This window comes from Paucilactobacillus nenjiangensis, from assembly GCF_008632615.1.
GTDB lineage: Bacteria > Bacillota > Bacilli > Lactobacillales > Lactobacillaceae > Paucilactobacillus > Paucilactobacillus nenjiangensis.
This window is the reverse complement of sequence record NZ_CP043939.1, coordinates 1,100,337-1,119,541: the sequence shown is the minus strand read 5'-3', so window position 1 is coordinate 1,119,541 and position 19,205 is coordinate 1,100,337. Positions and strand designations below refer to the sequence as shown.

The 19,205-nt window shown below is 38.6% G+C and carries 17 protein-coding genes and 1 other RNA gene; 7 read left to right on the top strand and 11 right to left on the bottom strand.

Translation table 11 applies throughout. The features are described 5' to 3' along the window. Positions 1–10: 10 nt before the first annotated feature. Together F0161_RS05725 and F0161_RS05720 are read right to left on the bottom strand one after the other, a co-directional pair. Positions 11–1,672: a formate--tetrahydrofolate ligase gene (locus F0161_RS05725; RefSeq protein ID WP_150203978.1), complete on the bottom strand. Its 1,662-nt coding sequence runs from the start codon at positions 1,670–1,672 to the stop codon at positions 11–13. Between the two features lie 25 nt (positions 1,673–1,697). Beyond that, positions 1,698–2,078 carry an EbsA family protein gene (locus tag F0161_RS05720; protein ID WP_225420300.1) on the bottom strand — a complete coding sequence of 127 codons (381 nt, stop codon included), beginning with the start codon at positions 2,076–2,078 and terminating at the stop codon, positions 1,698–1,700. Positions 2,079–2,112: 34 nt separating this feature from the next. Between F0161_RS05720 and F0161_RS05715 the strand changes: the two genes are divergently transcribed. Next, positions 2,113–2,511 carry a ribonuclease HI family protein gene (locus F0161_RS05715; RefSeq protein ID WP_137602080.1) on the top strand — a complete coding sequence of 133 codons (399 nt, stop codon included), beginning with the start codon at positions 2,113–2,115 and terminating at the stop codon, positions 2,509–2,511. Here F0161_RS05715 and F0161_RS05710 read toward each other — a convergent pair. Beyond that, on the bottom strand, positions 2,493–3,593 hold the full coding sequence (locus F0161_RS05710; protein WP_150203977.1) for an NAD(P)/FAD-dependent oxidoreductase: 1,101 nt from the start codon (positions 3,591–3,593) through the stop codon (positions 2,493–2,495). The genes F0161_RS05715 and F0161_RS05710 overlap by 19 nt on opposite strands. Before the next feature lie 239 nt (positions 3,594–3,832). Here F0161_RS05710 and F0161_RS05705 point away from each other — a divergent pair, with 239 nt between their 5' ends. Continuing rightward, positions 3,833–5,509, top strand: coding sequence for an IS1182 family transposase (locus F0161_RS05705; protein ID WP_225423072.1), 1,677 nt, complete (start codon positions 3,833–3,835; stop codon positions 5,507–5,509). 35 nt (positions 5,510–5,544) lie between these two features. On the opposite strand, the gene F0161_RS05700 is transcribed toward F0161_RS05705, so the two are convergent. The 5 genes from F0161_RS05700 to F0161_RS05680 form a co-directional block, all read right to left on the bottom strand. After that, complete coding sequence (locus F0161_RS05700; RefSeq protein WP_137602082.1) at positions 5,545–6,144, bottom strand: nitroreductase family protein; 600 nt, start codon at positions 6,142–6,144, stop codon at positions 5,545–5,547. A 91-nt stretch (positions 6,145–6,235) separates the two neighbouring features. Next, on the bottom strand, positions 6,236–7,366 hold the full coding sequence (locus F0161_RS05695; protein ID WP_150203976.1) for a THUMP domain-containing class I SAM-dependent RNA methyltransferase: 1,131 nt from the start codon (positions 7,364–7,366) through the stop codon (positions 6,236–6,238). An 82-nt stretch (positions 7,367–7,448) separates the two neighbouring features. Continuing rightward, positions 7,449–7,820: RNase P RNA component class B (gene rnpB / locus F0161_RS05690), an RNA gene on the bottom strand. A 13-nt stretch (positions 7,821–7,833) separates the two neighbouring features. Next, positions 7,834–8,211 (bottom strand): cell division regulator GpsB, encoded by a 378-nt coding sequence (gene gpsB, locus F0161_RS05685; RefSeq protein WP_137602084.1) that lies wholly within the window; start codon positions 8,209–8,211, stop codon positions 7,834–7,836. Between the two features lie 70 nt (positions 8,212–8,281). After that, positions 8,282–8,854 (bottom strand): DUF1273 domain-containing protein, encoded by a 573-nt coding sequence (locus F0161_RS05680; RefSeq protein ID WP_150203975.1) that lies wholly within the window; start codon positions 8,852–8,854, stop codon positions 8,282–8,284. A gap of 80 nt (positions 8,855–8,934) precedes the next feature. Between F0161_RS05680 and recU the strand changes: the two genes are divergently transcribed. Next, a complete protein-coding gene (recU, locus tag F0161_RS05675) occupies positions 8,935–9,543 on the top strand; it encodes a Holliday junction resolvase RecU (protein WP_150203974.1) in 609 nt (202 codons plus the stop codon). 11 nt (positions 9,544–9,554) lie between these two features. Beyond that, complete coding sequence (locus tag F0161_RS05670) at positions 9,555–11,828, top strand: PBP1A family penicillin-binding protein (protein WP_150203973.1); 2,274 nt, start codon at positions 9,555–9,557, stop codon at positions 11,826–11,828. A 58-nt stretch (positions 11,829–11,886) separates the two neighbouring features. Here F0161_RS05670 and F0161_RS05665 read toward each other — a convergent pair whose 3' ends face one another. The 3 genes from F0161_RS05665 to F0161_RS05655 are packed head-to-tail and all read right to left on the bottom strand — an operon-like array spanning position 11,887 to position 15,997. Continuing rightward, on the bottom strand, positions 11,887–12,600 hold the full coding sequence (locus F0161_RS05665; RefSeq protein WP_137602088.1) for a DnaD domain-containing protein: 714 nt from the start codon (positions 12,598–12,600) through the stop codon (positions 11,887–11,889). A gap of 24 nt (positions 12,601–12,624) precedes the next feature. Further along, a complete protein-coding gene (locus tag F0161_RS05660) occupies positions 12,625–13,125 on the bottom strand; it encodes a cell wall elongation regulator TseB-like domain-containing protein (RefSeq protein ID WP_137602089.1) in 501 nt (166 codons plus the stop codon). Between the two features lie 58 nt (positions 13,126–13,183). Further along, positions 13,184–15,997: a helicase C-terminal domain-containing protein gene (locus F0161_RS05655; protein WP_225423071.1), complete on the bottom strand. Its 2,814-nt coding sequence runs from the start codon at positions 15,995–15,997 to the stop codon at positions 13,184–13,186. Positions 15,998–16,171: 174 nt separating this feature from the next. On the opposite strand from F0161_RS05655, the gene mvk reads away from it, so the two are divergent. From mvk to F0161_RS05640, 3 genes are read left to right on the top strand one after another with little or no spacing between them, the layout of a single operon-like run. Further along, positions 16,172–17,125: a mevalonate kinase gene (gene mvk, locus F0161_RS05650; RefSeq protein WP_137602091.1), complete on the top strand. Its 954-nt coding sequence runs from the start codon at positions 16,172–16,174 to the stop codon at positions 17,123–17,125. Between the two features lie 4 nt (positions 17,126–17,129). After that, positions 17,130–18,098, top strand: coding sequence for a diphosphomevalonate decarboxylase (gene mvaD / locus F0161_RS05645; protein WP_150204650.1), 969 nt, complete (start codon positions 17,130–17,132; stop codon positions 18,096–18,098). 26 nt (positions 18,099–18,124) lie between these two features. Further along, complete coding sequence (locus F0161_RS05640) at positions 18,125–19,195, top strand: phosphomevalonate kinase (protein WP_150203971.1); 1,071 nt, start codon at positions 18,125–18,127, stop codon at positions 19,193–19,195. Positions 19,196–19,205: the final 10 nt, after the last annotated feature.

Genomic DNA, 19,205 nt, shown 5'->3' with positions numbered 1-19,205 from the left:
AAAAATTTATTTAGAATAATCCGGTAATTTCGCCCTGTGCATCGATTTTCATTTTCAATGCGGCAGGTTGTTTAGGTAAGCCTGGCATCGTCATGACGTTACCTGCCAAGGCGACGATGAAACCAGCTCCTATTTTTGGTACAAATTCTCTAATTTCCACATCAAAATCTGTCGGTGCACCGAGTCGTTTTGCATCATCTGAAAATGAATATTGAGTCTTGGCAACACAGACAGGCAATTTATCCCAGCCGTTTTTGGCAAAGGTTTTGAGTTGATTTTGAGCTTTTTTGGTTAAGCTAACAGAACGGCCATGATAAATGTTAGTGACGATTTTATTTAACTTAGCTTCAATTGTATCATCAGCTTCATATGAGCTAGTAAAGTTAGCTGGCTTGGTAGTTAATTGAACAACTTCTTTAGCTAAATCAAGAGTTCCATCCCCGCCTTTACCCCAACTTTCGGTGATGACAGCAGTGACTCCTTGGGCAGCACAATATTCTTTGATTAAGTTCAATTCGGCATCCGTATCGCTCGTAAAGCGGTTAATCGCCACAACTGTTGGGAGTCCAAATGATTGAATATTTTGCATGTGACGTTGTAAATTTGGTAAGCCGGCGTTTAAGGCATCGATATTTTCGGTAGTAAGTTCTTTCACTGATTGCCCACCGTTATATTTTAATGCACGAACGGTCGCAACAATCACGACAACATCTGGAGTTTTGCCTAAGACGGGTCGTTTGATATCTAAGAACTTTTCTGCACCTAAATCAGCACCAAAGCCAGCTTCAGTGACAGTATAATCTGCTAACTGGAGTGCCGTTTTAGTTGCAATTACGCTATTACAGCCATGAGCAATATTAGCAAATGGGCCGCCATGAATCAAGGTTGGAGTGTGTGCTAACGTTTGAACTAAGTTAGGCTTGAAAGCATCCTTTAATAAAATCGTGATTGCATCTTCAAATCCTAATTCAGCCACTGAAACTGGCACTTTATCATGGGTATAACCAACGACAATTTTTCCAATGCGGGCTTTTAAATCTGTTAAATCACTGGCGAGACATAAAATTGCCATTAATTCAGAAGCTGCCGTAATGTCAAAGCTAGATTCTTGTGGGATTCCTTGGGTAACGCCACCGAGCCCGGTAATTACATTTCTGAGCGTGCGGTCATTGACGTCTTCAACACGGTTCCAAATAATTCTTCTTGGATCTAAATTAAGGGCATTGTCATGTTGCAAATAGTTATTGACTAAGGCCATCAACGTATTATGTGCACTGGTTAAGGCATGCATGTCCCCCGTAAAGTGCAAATTGATATCTTCCATAGGGATAACCTGACTATATCCCCCACCGGTTGCGCCACCTTTGATTCCCATCACGGGCCCCATTGATGGTTCACGCATCGCAATCATGGTTTGTTTATCTAGTTGGTTCATGGCGTCACCAAGTCCAACCAAAACCGTAGATTTACCCTCGCCTGCTGGAGTTGGATTAATTGAGGTCACTAACACTAACTTGTGGCCTTCAATACTTTGATTTTTTAAACCAGTCACGTTAACCTTGGCCTTGTACTTGCCGTACATTTCAATTTGGTCTTCTTTTAGTCCGGCCTTGTCGGCAATATCAACGATGGGTGTAAGGGTTGCTGCTTTTGCAATTTCTAAATCAGTCATGTCTATTCTCTCCTTAGAATTCCATTTATTTGTCAGCTAAAATTTCTTTAATCGCGGCTAATGAATGTGGTGTAAAAGTAAAATAGAAAGTTTGTCCACCAGCTGTGAATTGCAACGTTGAATTGGTGAAACGTAATTGTTCTAAGTTGCTTTTCGGAATTGTTAAGTAGTTGGCTTGAAGCATTCTACTAAAAACTAATTTGTCCGGCGTAATTTTTAACGTTCGACGAAAGATTTGAAGTACTGTTAATGCAATAAAAATTAGAAACAGTACGGCTGTAATCCATTGAAAGTGTGTGATTTCAAGCCACATAATGATTCCGAGCAATAATATCATCGTCGTCCATGACCAGATAATGATGGTATTTACCAGATTAGGCTGGTAAAAAAATTTTTCTTCTTGCATAATTACATAAAACTCCCTTCAAGAGGTAATCATAATGATTAAAATTTATACTGATGGTGCAACAATTGGGAATCCTGGGCCAACTGGACTTGGTGCATTGATTGTTGAAGAACAACACCAAATCCAATTAAAACAAGCTTATCCAACTCAAGTGACCAATCATGAAGCAGAATTTTTAGCTGCTATTTTCGGTTTTCAATATTTGATTGATCATCATAAAAATCCAGATTCTATTTTATTTTATACCGACAGCCGCTTATTAAGCGATGCAATTGGCAAAAATTACACCAAACATTACGAAAATTTATTAGTTGAACTCAATCAATTAATTGACTCATTCAATTTAGTAGTTACGCAATGGATCCCTGACAAATCCAATCACGGTGCGCATGAATTAGCGCTCCAAGCGTTACATCAAATTTCGGATAAATAATTACTGATTGGCTTAGTGTAGCCATCAAAGCCTGTTCCTGACATGATATCGTCAGCAACTAGTTTCCCGGAGATTGGTCCAGTAGTTAAGCCTGATGAACCAAGCCCATTTGCAATCCAAACATTATCAAATCCGGGGATGGTGCTCATAAACGGCGCAAAGTCTGCAGTATAGGGTCTCGTCCCCACTCGTACTTCGGTAATCATATTGGCAATATGGCCAGCGAGCTTCGGCATGGTAACTTCGGCATTTTGAACTAAGCCATTAATTTCTGGTTGGGTCGCTCTTAAGTCAAAGCCAGCATCGTTTTCATGTGTAGCTGCAACTAAGACTTGGTGATTACCAATTGGAATTAACTCAGACAAGCTTTCTGCCATGACAATTGGCATATTATCATCAGCTTGAATTAAGTTACTCTGTAGTTCAATCAGTTGTCCTTTTTGTGGGGTGATTTTTAACTCAAAACCAAATGGTGAAACTAATTCTTTTGCAAACGCTCCAGCAGCAATGACAATTGAGTCATAATGTTCTTGATTGACTAATACTTCATGATTTTTAACTGTAATATTGGCTTTTCCATTTCTGATGGTTAAATTTGAAGCGGTTTCTAACTGGGCAATTAAATGTTTGCCGTCAACACGAGCCCCACCACTGACAAATAGTCCTGGTTTTGCCCAGTCGGATAAATAAGGCATTCGATCGACGATTGTCTGTTTATCCCATTTTTCAATGACTTCCATTTCAGGTGCTGTTTTGATTCTTGCTTGTGCTAAACGACTTAAATCATCGAGTGACTCTGGTTTGTTACGATTAACAAACACGCCAACTTTAGAAAATGCTTGTGTGTCTAAGTTGGCATCTTGAGCTAATTGCCTGTACAATGCGGCACCGTGATGTGCTAACTGATACCATTGCTTGTTACGACGTTTAGATAGCCAAGGTGCAATAATTCCGGCAGCTGCCGAAGTTGCTTGCCCCGTCTTTTCATCAAAGACAGTAATGTCAAAATCTTCTGCTTTACTTAAGTAAAACGCGGCGGATGCACCAACAATCCCGCCACCAATAATTGCAATTTTATTCATGGAAGCCTCCTAGTTAAATTACAATAACAATTATACCAAATTTCGAGGCATTGAGGCTGATTATTACTTCTAATTTCATACAAAAAGTGGCTGGGAAAAAACTAATTCCAGACTATAAAAAATAAAGGGACTTTGGAAAAACACTCCAAAGTCCCTTTAACTATGTACACAGGAAGTAAATTCCTGTTATGATGTTAGCGACCAAACCAAACAACAAAACAGTAAAGGAGTTTCCTTCCATGTACAAGAATTATAACACAGCACAAACTAGCATCGCTTTAAACTTAAATTTTGATATTCCTAATAACCATATTGCGAGACTAATTGATATGTTTGTTGAGACAATTCCGCATAATATTATTGAAACCTCTGTGGCGACCACCGGTCGTCCTGCTTATCATCCGGCTATGTTAATAAAAATGCTCCTTTTCGCGTATTCTCGCAAAGTATTTTCTGGACGTAGAATTGTTGAAATGAATACCGAAAATATTCCAATGAAATGGTTGAGTCAAGATGCCACAATTTCTTACAAAACAATCAATAATTTTCGATCCAGTAAAGAAGTTTCTAACTTAATCAAGATTTCCTTTATTTACTTTACCAAATTGTTAGCCGACAACGGTATGATTGAAGATGAGGCCTTATTTATTGATGGTACGAAGATTGAAGCCGATGCAAATAAGTACTCATTTACTTGGAAACGTGCAGTTGATAAATTCTATCCAAAACTAAAAGAAAAAATTGTGCTCCTTTATGAAGAATTGATTGAAAATCAAGTTGTCAAAGAAATGGAGAAAGAATACCTAACGTCTAGCGATGGATTAGCTGAGATTTTAGAAAAAACGCACGATGAAATTACTCACTTAGATTATGTCATTGAACAAGAACCGAAGGTTATCAAAGGTGGCTCTAAGAATAAACAACAGCGGCGAAAACTCAAAAAATTAGCGCACAAAATGGAAAATGATTATTTGCCCCGAGCAAAAAAGTACGAAGAAGCTGAACGCCTTTTTAATGGTCGGAACAGTTTTTCAAAAACCGACCATGATGCTACCTTTATGCGTATGAAGGAAGATCCAATGATGAATGGTCAATTAAAGCCTGGATATAATTTACAGGCTGCCACTAATGGACAGTTCGTGCTAAATTACGGAATTTTCTCGAATCCGACGGATACGAGAACTTTATTACCATTTTTATCTGACATGCATTCACTCGATTTGTTTAAATACATCGTGGCGGATGCAGGTTACGGTAGTGAATCTAATTATTCCGCGATTGTCGACGATTTTGATAAGACACCACTGATACCGTATGGTATGTATGAAAAGGAACAGAAGCGCGAATTTAAAAATGATCCTACACGAATACACAATTGGAAGTACAATGCCGCAGACGATTACTATACGGATCATTTGAGTGTTAAATTCAGTTTTAAACGATACAGTATTCGTCATGATAAATATGGATACGAACGACAGTTCAAAATTTATGAAGCGGATAAAACACAGGAAACATTCAAGCTAGATGAACTAGCTAAAACCCCTAAGGGAAGGCAACGACAGGTTGCCTATAATCCAACTTGGAACTACTTTAAAAATTATGTTAAGGATTTACTTTCATCTGATCATGGCTCAGAGATTTATTCGCATCGTAAGTATGATGTTGAGCCAATGTTTGGCAGAATGAAGTCCATTTTTGGTGTGCGCAGAACTCATCTTAGAGGGAAACAGCCTGTGGAAAATGAATTGGGTATTCTATTAATGACAATGAATCTAACAAAATTAGCGGGAATTTTAACCAAAGCAACCGCTAATTTTTCACATAAACAATTATCAAATATAAAAAAAACAAAAAACCGACCAAAAATTCTATTAATTATAGAATTCTTGGTCGATTTCTCTATAGCTGGTTAGTTTTTTCCCAGCCACTTTTGCCAAAAAAACGTATTTTATTTAAGAACCTTGAAACGATCTGCATCGTCCATAAAGTCTTTGTCGCCAGCTGGTGCTTCAATTGAACCAAATGGCATTTCTGAACGCAAGTGCCAGTTAGCAGGAACACCAAAGGCATCTTGAACAGCTTTGTCAATCAATGGATTGTAATGTTGGTTACTTGCACCAATCTTGTTTTCAGCTAAAACAGTCCAGATGTTTTGTGTTGCTAAACCAATTCCTTGTTCTGCAAAATCATCGAAATTGTCAGCGTACAATGGGAAGTTTTCTTTAAGATCTGCAACGGCATCTGTATCAGTGAACAATAAAACAGTTCCGAAAGCAGCTTTGAAGCTGTTAACTTTTTCTTCAGTGCTAGCAAAGCTTTCAGCAGGAACAATTTTACGTAAAGTTTCCATTACGATGTCCCAGACTTTGTCATGTGAATCGCCAAATGCGATGACTGCACGAGTTGTTTGGCTGTTAAAAGCAGTTGGTGCTTGACGAACGGCTTCTTTAATTACTGAAGCAACTTCGTCTTCAGACGCGTTAACGTTCTTTCCTAAAGCGTAGATTGAACGACGTTGAGTAGCTAATTTAAGTGTTTCTGTTTGCATATTTAATGCCTCCGTTGATTAATATTATTTAACAGTAATCAATATAACACACTTACTTTTTGTAAGTAAAGTATTTTAGCTACTTTTTTTATTAACGCTCTTTTTTGCCCCAATATTGAAATAGGTCTGTCCGAAGCGAACCATTATATAACTTACGTTTCTTAGTGGCCCGAGCACCATAAAATTGTTCAAATTCTAGGTCGCTGGTCAAAATATATTTGCTCCAGGTTTTCATTGGACGGTAAACTTCGCCCATTTCTTTGTACAATTGACGAACAGTTTCTTCGTCCCCTAATCGTTCACCATATGGAGGATTAGCGACCAGAACACCATTGATTAGGTCGGTATGCCAATCTTTGGCGGCCATAGTTTCGAAATGAATATCAGCGGCTAAACCGGCTTCTTGAGCATTTACTTTAGCGATTTCAATCATTTTAGGATCAATATCGTAACCAAAAATTTGTAGTGGTGTATAGTAGTCGGCTTTGCTATCAGCTTCTGCTCGTAGTTCGTCAGACATGCCCTCAGGCGTTAGTGACCAATCTTCACACACAAAATTACGATTGAATCCAGGGGCGATGTTACGACCAATTAGCGCTGCTTCAATGGGAATAGTCCCTGAACCGCAAACTGGATCAACAAATGGATTGTCACTAAACCAATGCGCTAATAAAACTAACGCAGCTGCCATATTTTCTTTGAGGGGTGCGCCACCTTTATCAACCCGATAACCACGTTTAAATAAACTACTACCGGTCGTATCGAGAGTAATCATAACGTGATCTTTGTTAATCATGACTTCTAGTGGATATAAAGCACCGGTTTCAGGAAGTGCAGTGCGTCGATGATAAACTGAATTCATTTTTTCGACGATGGCTTTTTTGGTAATTGCTTGCGCGCTAGGCACATTATGCAATTGTGAATTACGTGAGCGTCCTTCTACAGGAAACTCTGCATCGATTGGCAGTAACTCGTCCCAAGGTAATGCTTTGACCCCTTCGAATAATTCATCAAACGTGACTGCATCAAATTCACCGACCACTATTTTGATACGGTCAGCGGTACGCAACCATAAATTAGTATTCAGAATATCTTTAATGGTCCCTTGAAATCTCACTCGACCGTTTTCACCTTGTGTTTTGTAACCCAAATCTTTTAATTCTTTACTAACTAATGCTTCGATACCCGCTGCAGCAGTCGCCATTAAATTGAATTGTTCCATGTTGTACCTCTTTTTTTATTTTATCGTTTCAATTATACAAAAAAACTCGAATGGAAGTCCATTCGAGTTCCTGAATGTAAATTTCTGTAAGCCATGTTATGTCGAAGTACAATTTTCAGGCTCAATTGTACAGTGGCAATCATCTATCTCGAGACATTGCTGTCTCCCCCCACAATCAGTTCAGTTCCTTATGTGAAGCTCCCCTACCAAAGTTTGGGTTTCCCGCTCGAGGGGTTTACCGCGTTCCATCAATACCGTTTCCAATATTGCTTCGTCACTGTGGCACTTTCAGAGTTACTCAAGCATAGCCGAAGCCTTAGCCATTTTACTCGCCGTAACCATTGCTGGTCCCCCGGCTTATTTTTTCACCGAGCACGAACACTACAAGCATCTCAGCCTGTGCGAGCATGGACTTTCCTCAACTGACATAAGTCAGCCGCAATCACCCGAAATTTACAAATGTGATATTAAATTAAATGTGAATCAGATTGACCATTGTCTAATTGTGAACCAAAAACGCGGCGTTCAAGATTAGATAGTCGTTTCAAAATATCCATGTTAGTGGCATTTGAAACTGGTTGCTCAGTTGTATTAGTAGTGGCAGCAGCTGGCCGTGGCGCGCTAACTGTACCAACTTCAACTTGGCGATTTAATTCGTCAACCTTTGCACGTAAACGTTCGTTTTCGTCGTTTAAACGTGTAATTTCTTTTGAATACGTATCATAGTCTTTGATAACGTCATCTAAGAATGCATCGACATCAGCGGGATCATATGCTGAGCCCATTCGTTTTTCTTTGAATTCTTTAGTTAGGATATCTTTTTGGCTAAAAATAATATTATCCAATGTGTCACACCTCAATCTTATTCAATATATATTTAAATATACCAGAAAGTATGCAGAATTAAAACATAAATCATTCATCTTCGTAATTTTCTAAGTTTTTCTTCTCAGAAAATTCAATTGCATATTCTTGCAATTGATCAAAATCAATCAAAGTAATTGGATATGGATGTTGATTCGCAAATTGTTGGGCTGCCAGATAATCGTACTTACTTTTGCCCTCGTGTTCCTCATCATAGACAAATAATGCCTCATCGGTGTGGGACAGCATGAATGCTTGAAAATTTTTCAACTGCGATGGATTTGTATATGGTTGATCACTGACCTGATCAGAAAAATCAACTTGTTTCATTAAATCTGCTAATTTCATTTTATTGGTTTCGTTCCATTGGTTACCGAATTCGGCAAATGGTCGCATAATTGCCACTTTCAATTCTGGGTAATCTTCTTTTGCCTGGAGTGCCACTTCAGCACCCCATTGTTCGACTCCCAATTGCGGACCAGTGATGATCCATTCGACGCCATTATCAATTTTTTGGTTGATGGCATCTTGTAAAGCAAATTTAATAATTTCAATTTTGGGATCCTTATCACCAAAGACACCTAGCTCATAGCTGCGATATCCGGATATCCATAAACGGCTCATATAGCTAACTCCTTCAAAAAAGATGAATATTCTTGTATAAATTTGTTATAATATTGTGAATACAGGAAGGTGAATGATAAATGCCTATCAACTATCCAAATGGTAATCAGTATAACATTAAAAATAAATCTTCGAAATCGATTGTTAGAACCGTTAATTTCGCTAAACGTGGTATGACACTGGAAGAAGAAATTAATGAAAGCAACGCTTATTATGCTGCTCGCGGACAGGCCGTAATTCATAAAAAGCCAACTCCCGTCCAGTTAGTTAAAGTCGATTATCCCAAAAGAAGTGCGGCAGTGATTAAGGAAGCTTATTTCAAAACACCGTCGACTACCGACTATAATGGTGTCTATAAAGGTTATTACTTGGACTTTGATGCTAAAGAAACTAAGAATAAAACCTCGTTTCCGTTGTATAATTTTCATGAGCATCAAATTAACCACTTAAAAGCTTGCCTGAAGCAAGGCGGAATTTGTTTTGCATTTCTGAAGTTTACAAGTTTGAATCAGATTTACCTTTTACCAGCTTCAAAGCTATTTGAATATTGGGACCATCAAGATAGCGGTCGAAAGTCAATTAAATTGGCTGATATTAAAAAGTTTGGTTATTCACTCAGTTACCAATTTAATCCAGTGATTCCCTATTTAGATGCTGTAGATAAAATGATTGAAAATTCAATTCACTAAAGGAGTTACATATGTCAGACAATCAGACACCATCGCGATCATCGCGACGAGAACAATATTCTAACAATCACAAGAGCCCCAAAGGCCCGAAGTCACTTATCAAAAAGATTCTTCTTTGGGGAGCTAGTGCTGTTGGAATTTTAATTTTGCTTGGTGCAGTTTTGTTCTTTTACTGGGCCTCAAGTGCACCAGAAATTACCCAAAGTTCATTAGAGAGTCAAAATGCGACTAAAATTTATGATTCTGATAATAACGTGATTTCACAATTAGGCGTCCAAAAACGTGAGTACGTTAAGAGTAGTGCTATACCTTCAAAACTTTCTGAAGCGGTTGTTTCTATTGAAGATCGTCGCTTCTATAAACATCATGGAGTTGATCCAGTTCGGATTGTTGGGGCTGCCTTCTCTAATATCACCGGTTCTTCTTCAGGATTACAAGGTGGTAGTACCTTAACTCAACAATTAGTTAAATTATCAGTTTTCTCAACCAAATCATCTGACCAAACCTTTAAGCGAAAAGCACAAGAAGCTTGGTTAGCCTTAAATGTTGAACGCCATTTTTCAAAGAACCAAATTCTAGAATATTACATTAATAAAGTTTACATGGGTAATGGTGTTTACGGGATGCAAACCGGTGCCCAATATTATTACGGTAAAGATTTGAAAGATTTAACTATCGCCCAATATGCGATGTTAGCCGGAATCCCACAATCACCAACCTATTACAATCCAATTACTAATCCAAAGGTTTCAACAACTCGACGCAACGAAGTCTTGGAAGCCATGGCTCGAAGTAACTACATTACTAGTAGTCAAGCTAAAGCCGCTGAAAAAACTAGCGTTCAGGATGGGCTAGATTCAAGCCACGGAGATACTGCGAGTGCTGATTCAAGCACGAATAAGTCTAAAGTAGTGGATTCCTACTTGAAGCAAGTCGTTAGTCAATTGAAATCTGATGGTTATGATCCTTATAATGACAGCCTTGAAGTTCATACTAATTTGAATATGGGCGCTCAACAAAATCTTTACGATATTGTTAATAATGGAACCATCACCTTCCAAAGCTCAGACATGCAAGTTGGTGTTGCCGTTACTAGTCCTAAGAATGGTAAAATTCTTGCCATGTTAGGTGGTCGTAAAACTGGGAACGTTACATTCGGATTGAATCGTGCGGTCCAAACTGATCGCAGTTCCGGATCAACTTCGAAACCAATTATGGATTATGGTCCTGCCATTGAAGACCTTAACTACCCTACTTATCGAACAGTGAAGGATTTACCATTTACGTATCCAGGTACAACGAAGAAAGCTTATGATTTTGATCACGAATATCAAGGCAGTATCACGATGAGAAGTGCCTTAGTTCAATCACGTAATATCCCTGCTCTTCGTACTTTACAAGACGTTGGAATTACAAAAGCTACTAAGTTCCTGACTAAATTGGGAATTACTTCTAAAACAGATTATGAATTACAAAATGGGATTGGTCTTTATATCTCTCCACTCCAGGAAGCAGCTGCGTATGCCGCCTTTGCAAATGGAGGAACGTATTACAAGCCTTACTATATTAGCTCTATCACTACTAAGAGTGGTGAAACCCATAAGTATAGTGCTCAAGGTGAAAAAGCAATGAAGTCTTCAACAGCATTTATGATTACAGATATGCTGAAAGATGTTATTGATAGTAGTTCAGGAACTGGTACTACTGCTGCCCTTTCTGGTGTACATCAAGCTGGTAAAACTGGTACGACTGAATATCCTACCGGCACGACATCAAGTTCTGGCGTTATGGATTCTTGGTTCACCGGCTACACTAAGAAATATTCAATTTCAGTATGGACTGGGTATGATAAACAGTATGAAACTGGTCATGCCGTAACAAGTACCTATGAAAAAGTAGCTGCTCGAGTTTATAGTAACGAAATGAGTTACTTGGAAGACGAAAATTCAAGTTCTGATTGGACAGCACCAAGTTCAGTTACCAAGGTGACTAAAAACGGTAATACTGAATACGAAGTTACTGGTGCAAGTTGGAGTTCTACTGGTGTCAGTGATACTTATGCTGAGAACAATAGTTCGTCTGGCTCATCATCAAGTAGCTCGTCAGTTATTACTTCAAGTTCAACTACTTCATCTAGTGAAGCTAAACAAGAATCAGAAACGGCAAGTAGCAGTTCAAATAATGCTAACAGCGTTGGCCAAGGAACCGGTGGTAACGGTGGCAATAATGACACTGAAACATCTTCAACATCTTCAACATCTTCCTCAACCGCTACAACCCCATAAATGATCAAAAAAATAAGAGTTACGATATCAGAAATGGTATCGTAGCTCTTTTTTTTGACTATTCATCTTGTTGAGAAATTTTATAGATTGGTATTTTGGGCTTCGGAGTTTTAGATTTGGTTTCCCCTTTGGCCTTTTGTTTTGCTTCAAAGCGATTAGCTTGCAGTTGTTCAACTTGCTGAACCGTGCGAATATTTTGCCGATCCCAACTGCTGAGAATTCGGTCCATATATTTTAAGCTCCACGCTTGGTTCATCACAGCTTCTTGCAAAGCCTGAGTAATTAAATTCATCGAGTAGTTTTCTTCATCAATCCATTTGGCCACCACTTCCATTTCCATGGGTGTTAAAGGTCGACCAAATTCTACTTCAATCTTGTTAAAAACTTGTTCTCGTTGATTCTCAACTTCAGCACGAGTTTGTTTGGTAACTTCTGCTTGTTCCAGGCCTAGAACCCGGAGAATCAAATTATCAAAGCTATATGACTCGCTTTGCTTACCATATGCGTCTGTAGTGGTATCATGCGTCATTAATTTTTGTTGGATCATTTCATGCATAATTTCATAGATTTGGGCCGGTTCACTCCCTAGATGTTCCGCTATTAAGTTGATATCCGGAGAAACAATCCCCTTGTCTAAATAAGACTTTAATTCCAGATAAACCATAAATTGAGTCGTCGACATTCCCAGCTTGCGATAATCATGCAAGATTAAGTCATTAACGACCGTTTGTCCGGCTGAAAGCCATTTGTGCGCATTACTTGCTTTGTCCATTCACTGCGCCTCCTACTAGCATTGTTAAATATTAACAATTTTTTGCAAATCTTTGCCATTCTTATAATCTAAAAGTTCATAGCAGAGTTGACCCTGTTTATTGGTATAGGTAATTTCCCATACTGGCTCGCCCTTGAAAATACCCAAAGCGATTTTTAGCACTTTTTTGGGATTACGTTTATCCCAAATTTGTGTCAGTGCGGCGTTTTTAGAGATTCCCGCGCTTTGTTTCAGTACTTTGACGACTTTCCCCTTTGAATTGGTAATGACGAAAATGCCCTTATTCTTACTGTTTTTGCCAGCAATTGAATAATAAGTTTTTTCGCGATTATAGGTAAAAAAGTCACCGGGGTCCTTAAGATTAGCTTTTGATTTTGCAATCGAGATAGTCGTTTGCTTGGCTTGATTCTTGGGATGATTAGCAATTGCTAAAACTGCCCAAATCGCTAAAAAGACGACGATAATTGCGACGATTGTGATGCGAATGGGATGGAAACGTGATTTTTGTCTGCTGCGGCTTTGCATTAAGTGCAATCCCCTTTTTTAGATGATTTGTAATTATAGCAGAAATTACATGATTTGGTTATTGATTATGTTTAAAGAATTTGGCGGATTTAGTCAGCAAATCTTCAGTGGTTAAAGCTTCTATCGGCATATTCTGTGGGAAAGTTTTTAAAATCGTTTGACCATAACGACGATCAACCAAACGCTTGTCTAAAATGACCGCAACTCCTCGATCATCCTCAGTCCGAATTAAGCGTCCAATCCCTTGGCGTAAGCGTAATGTTGCTTTAGGTAGCGATGAATTGTAAAACGGATTTTTGCCATTTTTTTGTAACCACTCATTTTCTGCCCGGGTCACAATTGCATCGGGAAAATCAAACGGTAAGCGTGTGACAATTAACAATTCAAGTTGTTCGTTAGGCAAATCAATGCCCTCCCAAAAACTAGAAGCACCTAGTAGGATTGCATTTGAACTGTTGCTAAATTGCTTTAACAATTTATCGCGGTTCCCAGTAATGCCCTGCGCGAGAATTTCACGACCGGCAAATAAATCGGTACCGCGTAATTTACTATACACTTGTTCAATTGTTAATAGTGAATTAAATAAGACCATCGTTTGGCGGCTATTATCTTTTGTCAGCTGGTAGATGGTGTTGCAGAGATAATCTAGGTATTCCTGATAGTGTTGGTTTGAAATTTCGGGTGCATCTTTTGCAATGTACATTTTGCTGTGTTTAGCAAAATCAAATGGTGATTCAATCCGTTTGATTTTCGTATCTTTATAATTTATATCGAGTTGATCGTAAATGAATTGTGAGCGACTGGATGAAAATAACGTAGCCCCAGTAAAAATCGGTTTCTTAAAGTAAGGATAAACATTTTTGGATAAGAATTGATTCGTAGTCAAAAGTCCCCCACTCAAGCGCATCGAACTTTGATCCATTGATTGGTGAATGGTGAGCCAAAAAACAGACGATGAGGTTTGATTTGTCAAAATTTCAATGAATTCTAATAAGCGTTCATGAATATTGGAAATACTCGATAATTGACTTTCAAATTGACCCATTAAGAAACGATCACTAATCATCCAGCGTTCGGCACTGCGAGTAAATAGATTGTCTAAGGCAACGAAGTGTTCATTCAAATCTCCAACAATTTTGGTGTAATTTTTGACTAGTTTGTCTTCTGGATTCAGCAGTTGCTTTAACTGACGACTGTCAATTGGTTGTTCAATAATGGAATGCGCTTCGTCAGCGACCACATTTAACATGAAACCGCGATATAAGACTTGTTCAAATTGTTTAACGGAATCAGATAAACTCATCAAATCATTCCGAATAGCCCGAATATAGTAATCACCATTCGGTAAGTCAGTAAATATCGATGCTAAGTTACGATCATGACCATCGTTCACTAATCCCCGTAGGATATTTAGTATAGTACTAAACGATTGAAAATCTATTTCGTGACGGGATTGCCGTAAAATGTTTTCACTGAGATGTTGTGCCTCATCAACAACTAAGTAAGGAGTGTTTAAATTAGTGCCGAGTTCTTCAGCGTGTTGTGCTAAATAGGAATGATTAGTAATAATCACATCAGCATCAAGCATCGCTTTTTGTCGACGAACCAGAAAATCGTCATTATAAAAGACACTATCTTTATCTAAGCCATCAATCCCCTGATGCCGGATTTCATTAAAGTAGGTGGAATTGTAATTAACCAAATTCAACTCATCCAAATCACCGGTGTTCGTTTCTAATAGCCAAATTAAGATGCGAGCTTTTAATAATTGAATTGGCGTTGACTCCCCCATCGCGCTCAACGAACGGTAAAAGCGAGTAATATCAACATAATGTGAGTTACCTTTGAGGACAACACTCGAAATTTTGAAAGGTAGAATGCTATTTAATTGAGTCACGGCAATATCAGCCATTTGTCGCTGCTGAATATTAGTAGCGGTACTAACAATGATTTTGTCATTTGGATAGCTTAAATAAGCTAAGGGCAACATATATCCCAATGTTTTACCGATACCCGTACCGGCCTCAATCAAAATATTATGGGATTCTTCATGAACGAAATTGTTATAAATCATATTCATCATTTTGGCTTGGCCACCACGATAAATTAATTTACCACCAAATAGCTTTTCTTTAGATTGTTTAGAATTGGGATATTTCTTTTTCTTTAAGTTTCCGTTGCGGACTACCTTTTTTGTGCGCGTTAGGACTAAATTATTCTTAATATATAAATTATTGGGTAATTTAAAGTTGCTTTTTTCACGGTTAGCTAGTTCGGACTTAAAGACTTCGTTTGTATCAAACGGTAAGCCTAAATTAAGCTTAACCAACGTTTGCAAAGTGAGCGTGGGTAATTGTTGAATTCGTTGTAATAAATGAATCAATAATTGTCCGGTTGCCTCTGCGTCGGAGTCGGCGCTATGTGGTGCGTCATGCTTGATGGTTAAATAGCTGGTTAGATCCCGTAATCTAAAACCAGGCGCGGTGGGAAATAGAATTTGACTGAGGGTGACTGTATCTATGGCTGGAATTTCTAAACTTGGATAACCGGCCCGTTCAAATTCTGCATTTAGAAATGGGAAATCAAAACTGACATTATGGGCCACAAAAATAGTCCCAGATAGTAAACTAAATAAAGTCCCCGCGACGTCATCAAAATAAGGAGCATTTTTAACATCATCACTGGAAATACCAGTTAATTGTTCAATAATTGGCGGAATCGATTTTTGTGGATTGATTGACGTGTTAAATTGGTTGACTATTTTGTTGTTCGAGATGAGCACGCATCCAATTTGAATGATTCGATCCCCGTTTTTGACACTGGTCCCAGTGGTCTCTAAATCAACAATTGAATATATCGGTTGCTTATCCATAATTTTCTCCGTATCACCTATCATTTAATCTATTGTCTATCATACTATTTCTATGGAAAGTTTACCACGGCCATTTATTGAAGAATTTCTTATCTTTTACTGTAAAAAATCGTTGAAACAGGTATAATTGTATTTGGTTTTCAAAGTTCGGATAAATAGAAAGTAGGTTATGACGTGATTCAAACAGGACTAGGTAACAGTCATGCCAAAATAATTTTAATGGGTGAACATAGTGTCGTTTATGGTGAACCAGCCATTGCGATGCCCATTTCAGAAATCAAATGTAGTGTCACCATGAAAAGTACAACCGATGGACAACAGACTCTTGATAGTCGCTACTTCAGTGGTCAAATTAATGATTTACCAACTGATATGACAGGAATTGCACAAGTCATTAACATATTAGAACAACGGTTTTACGGACAGGACGACACCTGGCACATGAAAATTACGAGTATGCTCCCTGCTGAGCGTGGAATGGGTTCATCTGCCGCCACCACCATTGCCTTAATTCGTTGCTTTTATGACTATTACCAAGCCACACTCACAGAAGATGAATTACTTAAATTAGCCGATTTAGAAGAGCATATTACCCATAATAATCCGAGTGGCTTGGACGCGGCAACGGTTAGTTCTTCGCACCCTATCTGGTTTATTCGAGATCAGGTAATTGAACCTTTTGAAATGAAGATGAATGCCACGTTGGTAATTGCCGATACTGGCATTCGCGGTAAAACTAAAGAAGCCATTGCCTTAGTTAAAACTCAATTACGTGATCAACCACAAGCCACCCAGTCAGTCATTCATCAACTTGGTGAGTTAACGGTGCAAGCTGCGACTTGTTTAAAAAATAACCAGTCACTGGAGTTGGGTCAGCTTTTTAATCAGGCACAGACACTTTTGGCTGACCTGGGACTAAGTCATTCAGAAATTGACAAATTAATTAAGGTGGCAAAAGTTAATGGTGCGTTAGGCGCTAAATTTACCGGCGGTGGCCGCGGTGGTTGTATCATCGCGATTGCCAAGAATCAAACTGACGCCAAATTAATTTCAGATAAATTAATTGATGCCGGTGCAACAGCCACTTGGGTGCAACCATTAAATACAATTGGAGTAAATCATGACTAATTTTATTGCGACAGCGAAAGCTCATACGAATATCGCTTTAGTTAAATATTGGGGCAAACGTGATAATCAATTAATTCTCCCCTGGACCGACAGTTTATCACTGACTTTGAATGAATTTTATACAACGACTACGGTAAAATTTGATTCAGAACTATCCCAAGATGAATTTACGATTGATCAAATGCCTGTCGATGAAAAAAATTTTATGAAGTTGACGCATTTTATGGATATTGCGCGTGAAAAAATTGAGTTGACCCAATTCGCTCATGTGGATTCAATCAACCATGTACCGATTTCTGCAGGTTTGGCCTCATCCTCGTCCGCCTTTGCTGCTCTTGCAGGTGCGATTTATGAAGCCAGTGGCAAACCTTATACGATGACCGATGTGTCACGTCTGGCTAGACGTGGATCTGGTTCAGCGACCCGCTCAGTATTTGGTGGTTTAGCACAATGGCACAAAGGTACCGATGATAATGATTCCTTTGCTTCCCCCATTCAAGAAAAATTAGATTTTGGGTTAGAAATGATTGCCATTTTATTAGATACCAAAAAGAAAAAAATTTCGAGTCGTTCGGGGATGCAAAATACTGTGACCACCTCGCCTTTTTATCACGAGTGGTTGTCGGTAGTCGAAAATGATATGCGTGCCATGAAACAAGCCATTGCTGACAAAGATGTTCATCTTATCGGCAAAATTGCAGAATCAAATGCGATGCGTATGCATTCTTTAACGCTTTCTGCTGATCCACATTTCACTTACTTTAATGCGGATAGTCTTCTCGCAATGCAGGAAGTTGAGAAATTACGTGAAAATGGAGTAGAATGTTTTTATACTATGGATGCCGGCCCTAATGTCAAAGTCATTTACGATTGTCAGGATCGTGATGTAATTCTTGCGAGCCTCGCAAAAGTTTTCGGCCGCAATCAACTGGTTGTTAGTCAACCAGGCCCCGGCATTACATTTATGAAGTAGTCTTATTTTTGAAAGGAACAATTTAATTGATTAAAGCAGCTGCACCTGGAAAATTATATATTGCTGGCGAATACGCCGTTGTTGAAACGGGATTTCCCGCTATCTTAGTCGCATTAAACCAGTTTGTTTTTTGTACCGTTGAAAAAAGTTCAGACGTAGGAAGTATTTTATCTACGCAATATTCAGAAAATTCAATCTATTGGCGTCGTCAAGATGGTCAAATGGTCTTTGACAACCGTGATAACCCTTTTCATTATATCTTATCAGCAATCAAGATTACTGAAGATTATGCCCATGCATTAGGACGTGATTTAAGCGTCTACCACTTGAACGTGGACAGTCAACTCGATAGTGCTGACGGGAAAAAATATGGTCTTGGTTCTTCAGCAGCGGTCACCGTTGCTACGGTCAAAGCTTTGTGTGAATTCTATCAACTGGATGTAACACAAGATGAAATTTTCAAGCTCTCTGCGATTGCACATTTTGAAGTGCAAGGTAATGGTTCATTAGGTGATATTGCGGCCTCGGTTTATGGTGGCTGGATTGCCTATCATTCTTTTGATCGTCAATGGCTGATGGAACAACGCAAAACAACTAGTTTAATCGACTTAATCTCGATGCCTTGGCCAGAACTAAAAATTGAACAACTCAAAGCACCTAAAAATATGACTTTATTAATTGGGTGGACTGGTTCCCCCGCTTCTACTTCCAAGTTAGTTGATAAGGTTTCAATTGCCAAAGCTCGTGAAAGTACCGAATATCAAGATTTTCTTGCTGAAAGTCGTCTTTGTATTCAAAAAATGATTTCTGGTTTTCGCAACGGTGAACTATCAATAATTCAAGAAGAAATTCGTCATAATCGTAGAATTTTACAAAACCTTTCAGTCTTTTCAAGTGTTTCGATTGAAACAGATGTCCTCACAAATCTTTGTGATACTGCGGAAGAATTTGAAGGAGCTGCCAAGACTTCTGGTGCTGGTGGTGGAGATTGTGGAATCGTCGCAATTGATTCGACAAAAGATTTGAAATCATTAATTAACAAATGGGCTGACGCTGATATTGAACAATTAGATTTATCCGTACATGAAATAAATTAATTCAACACAT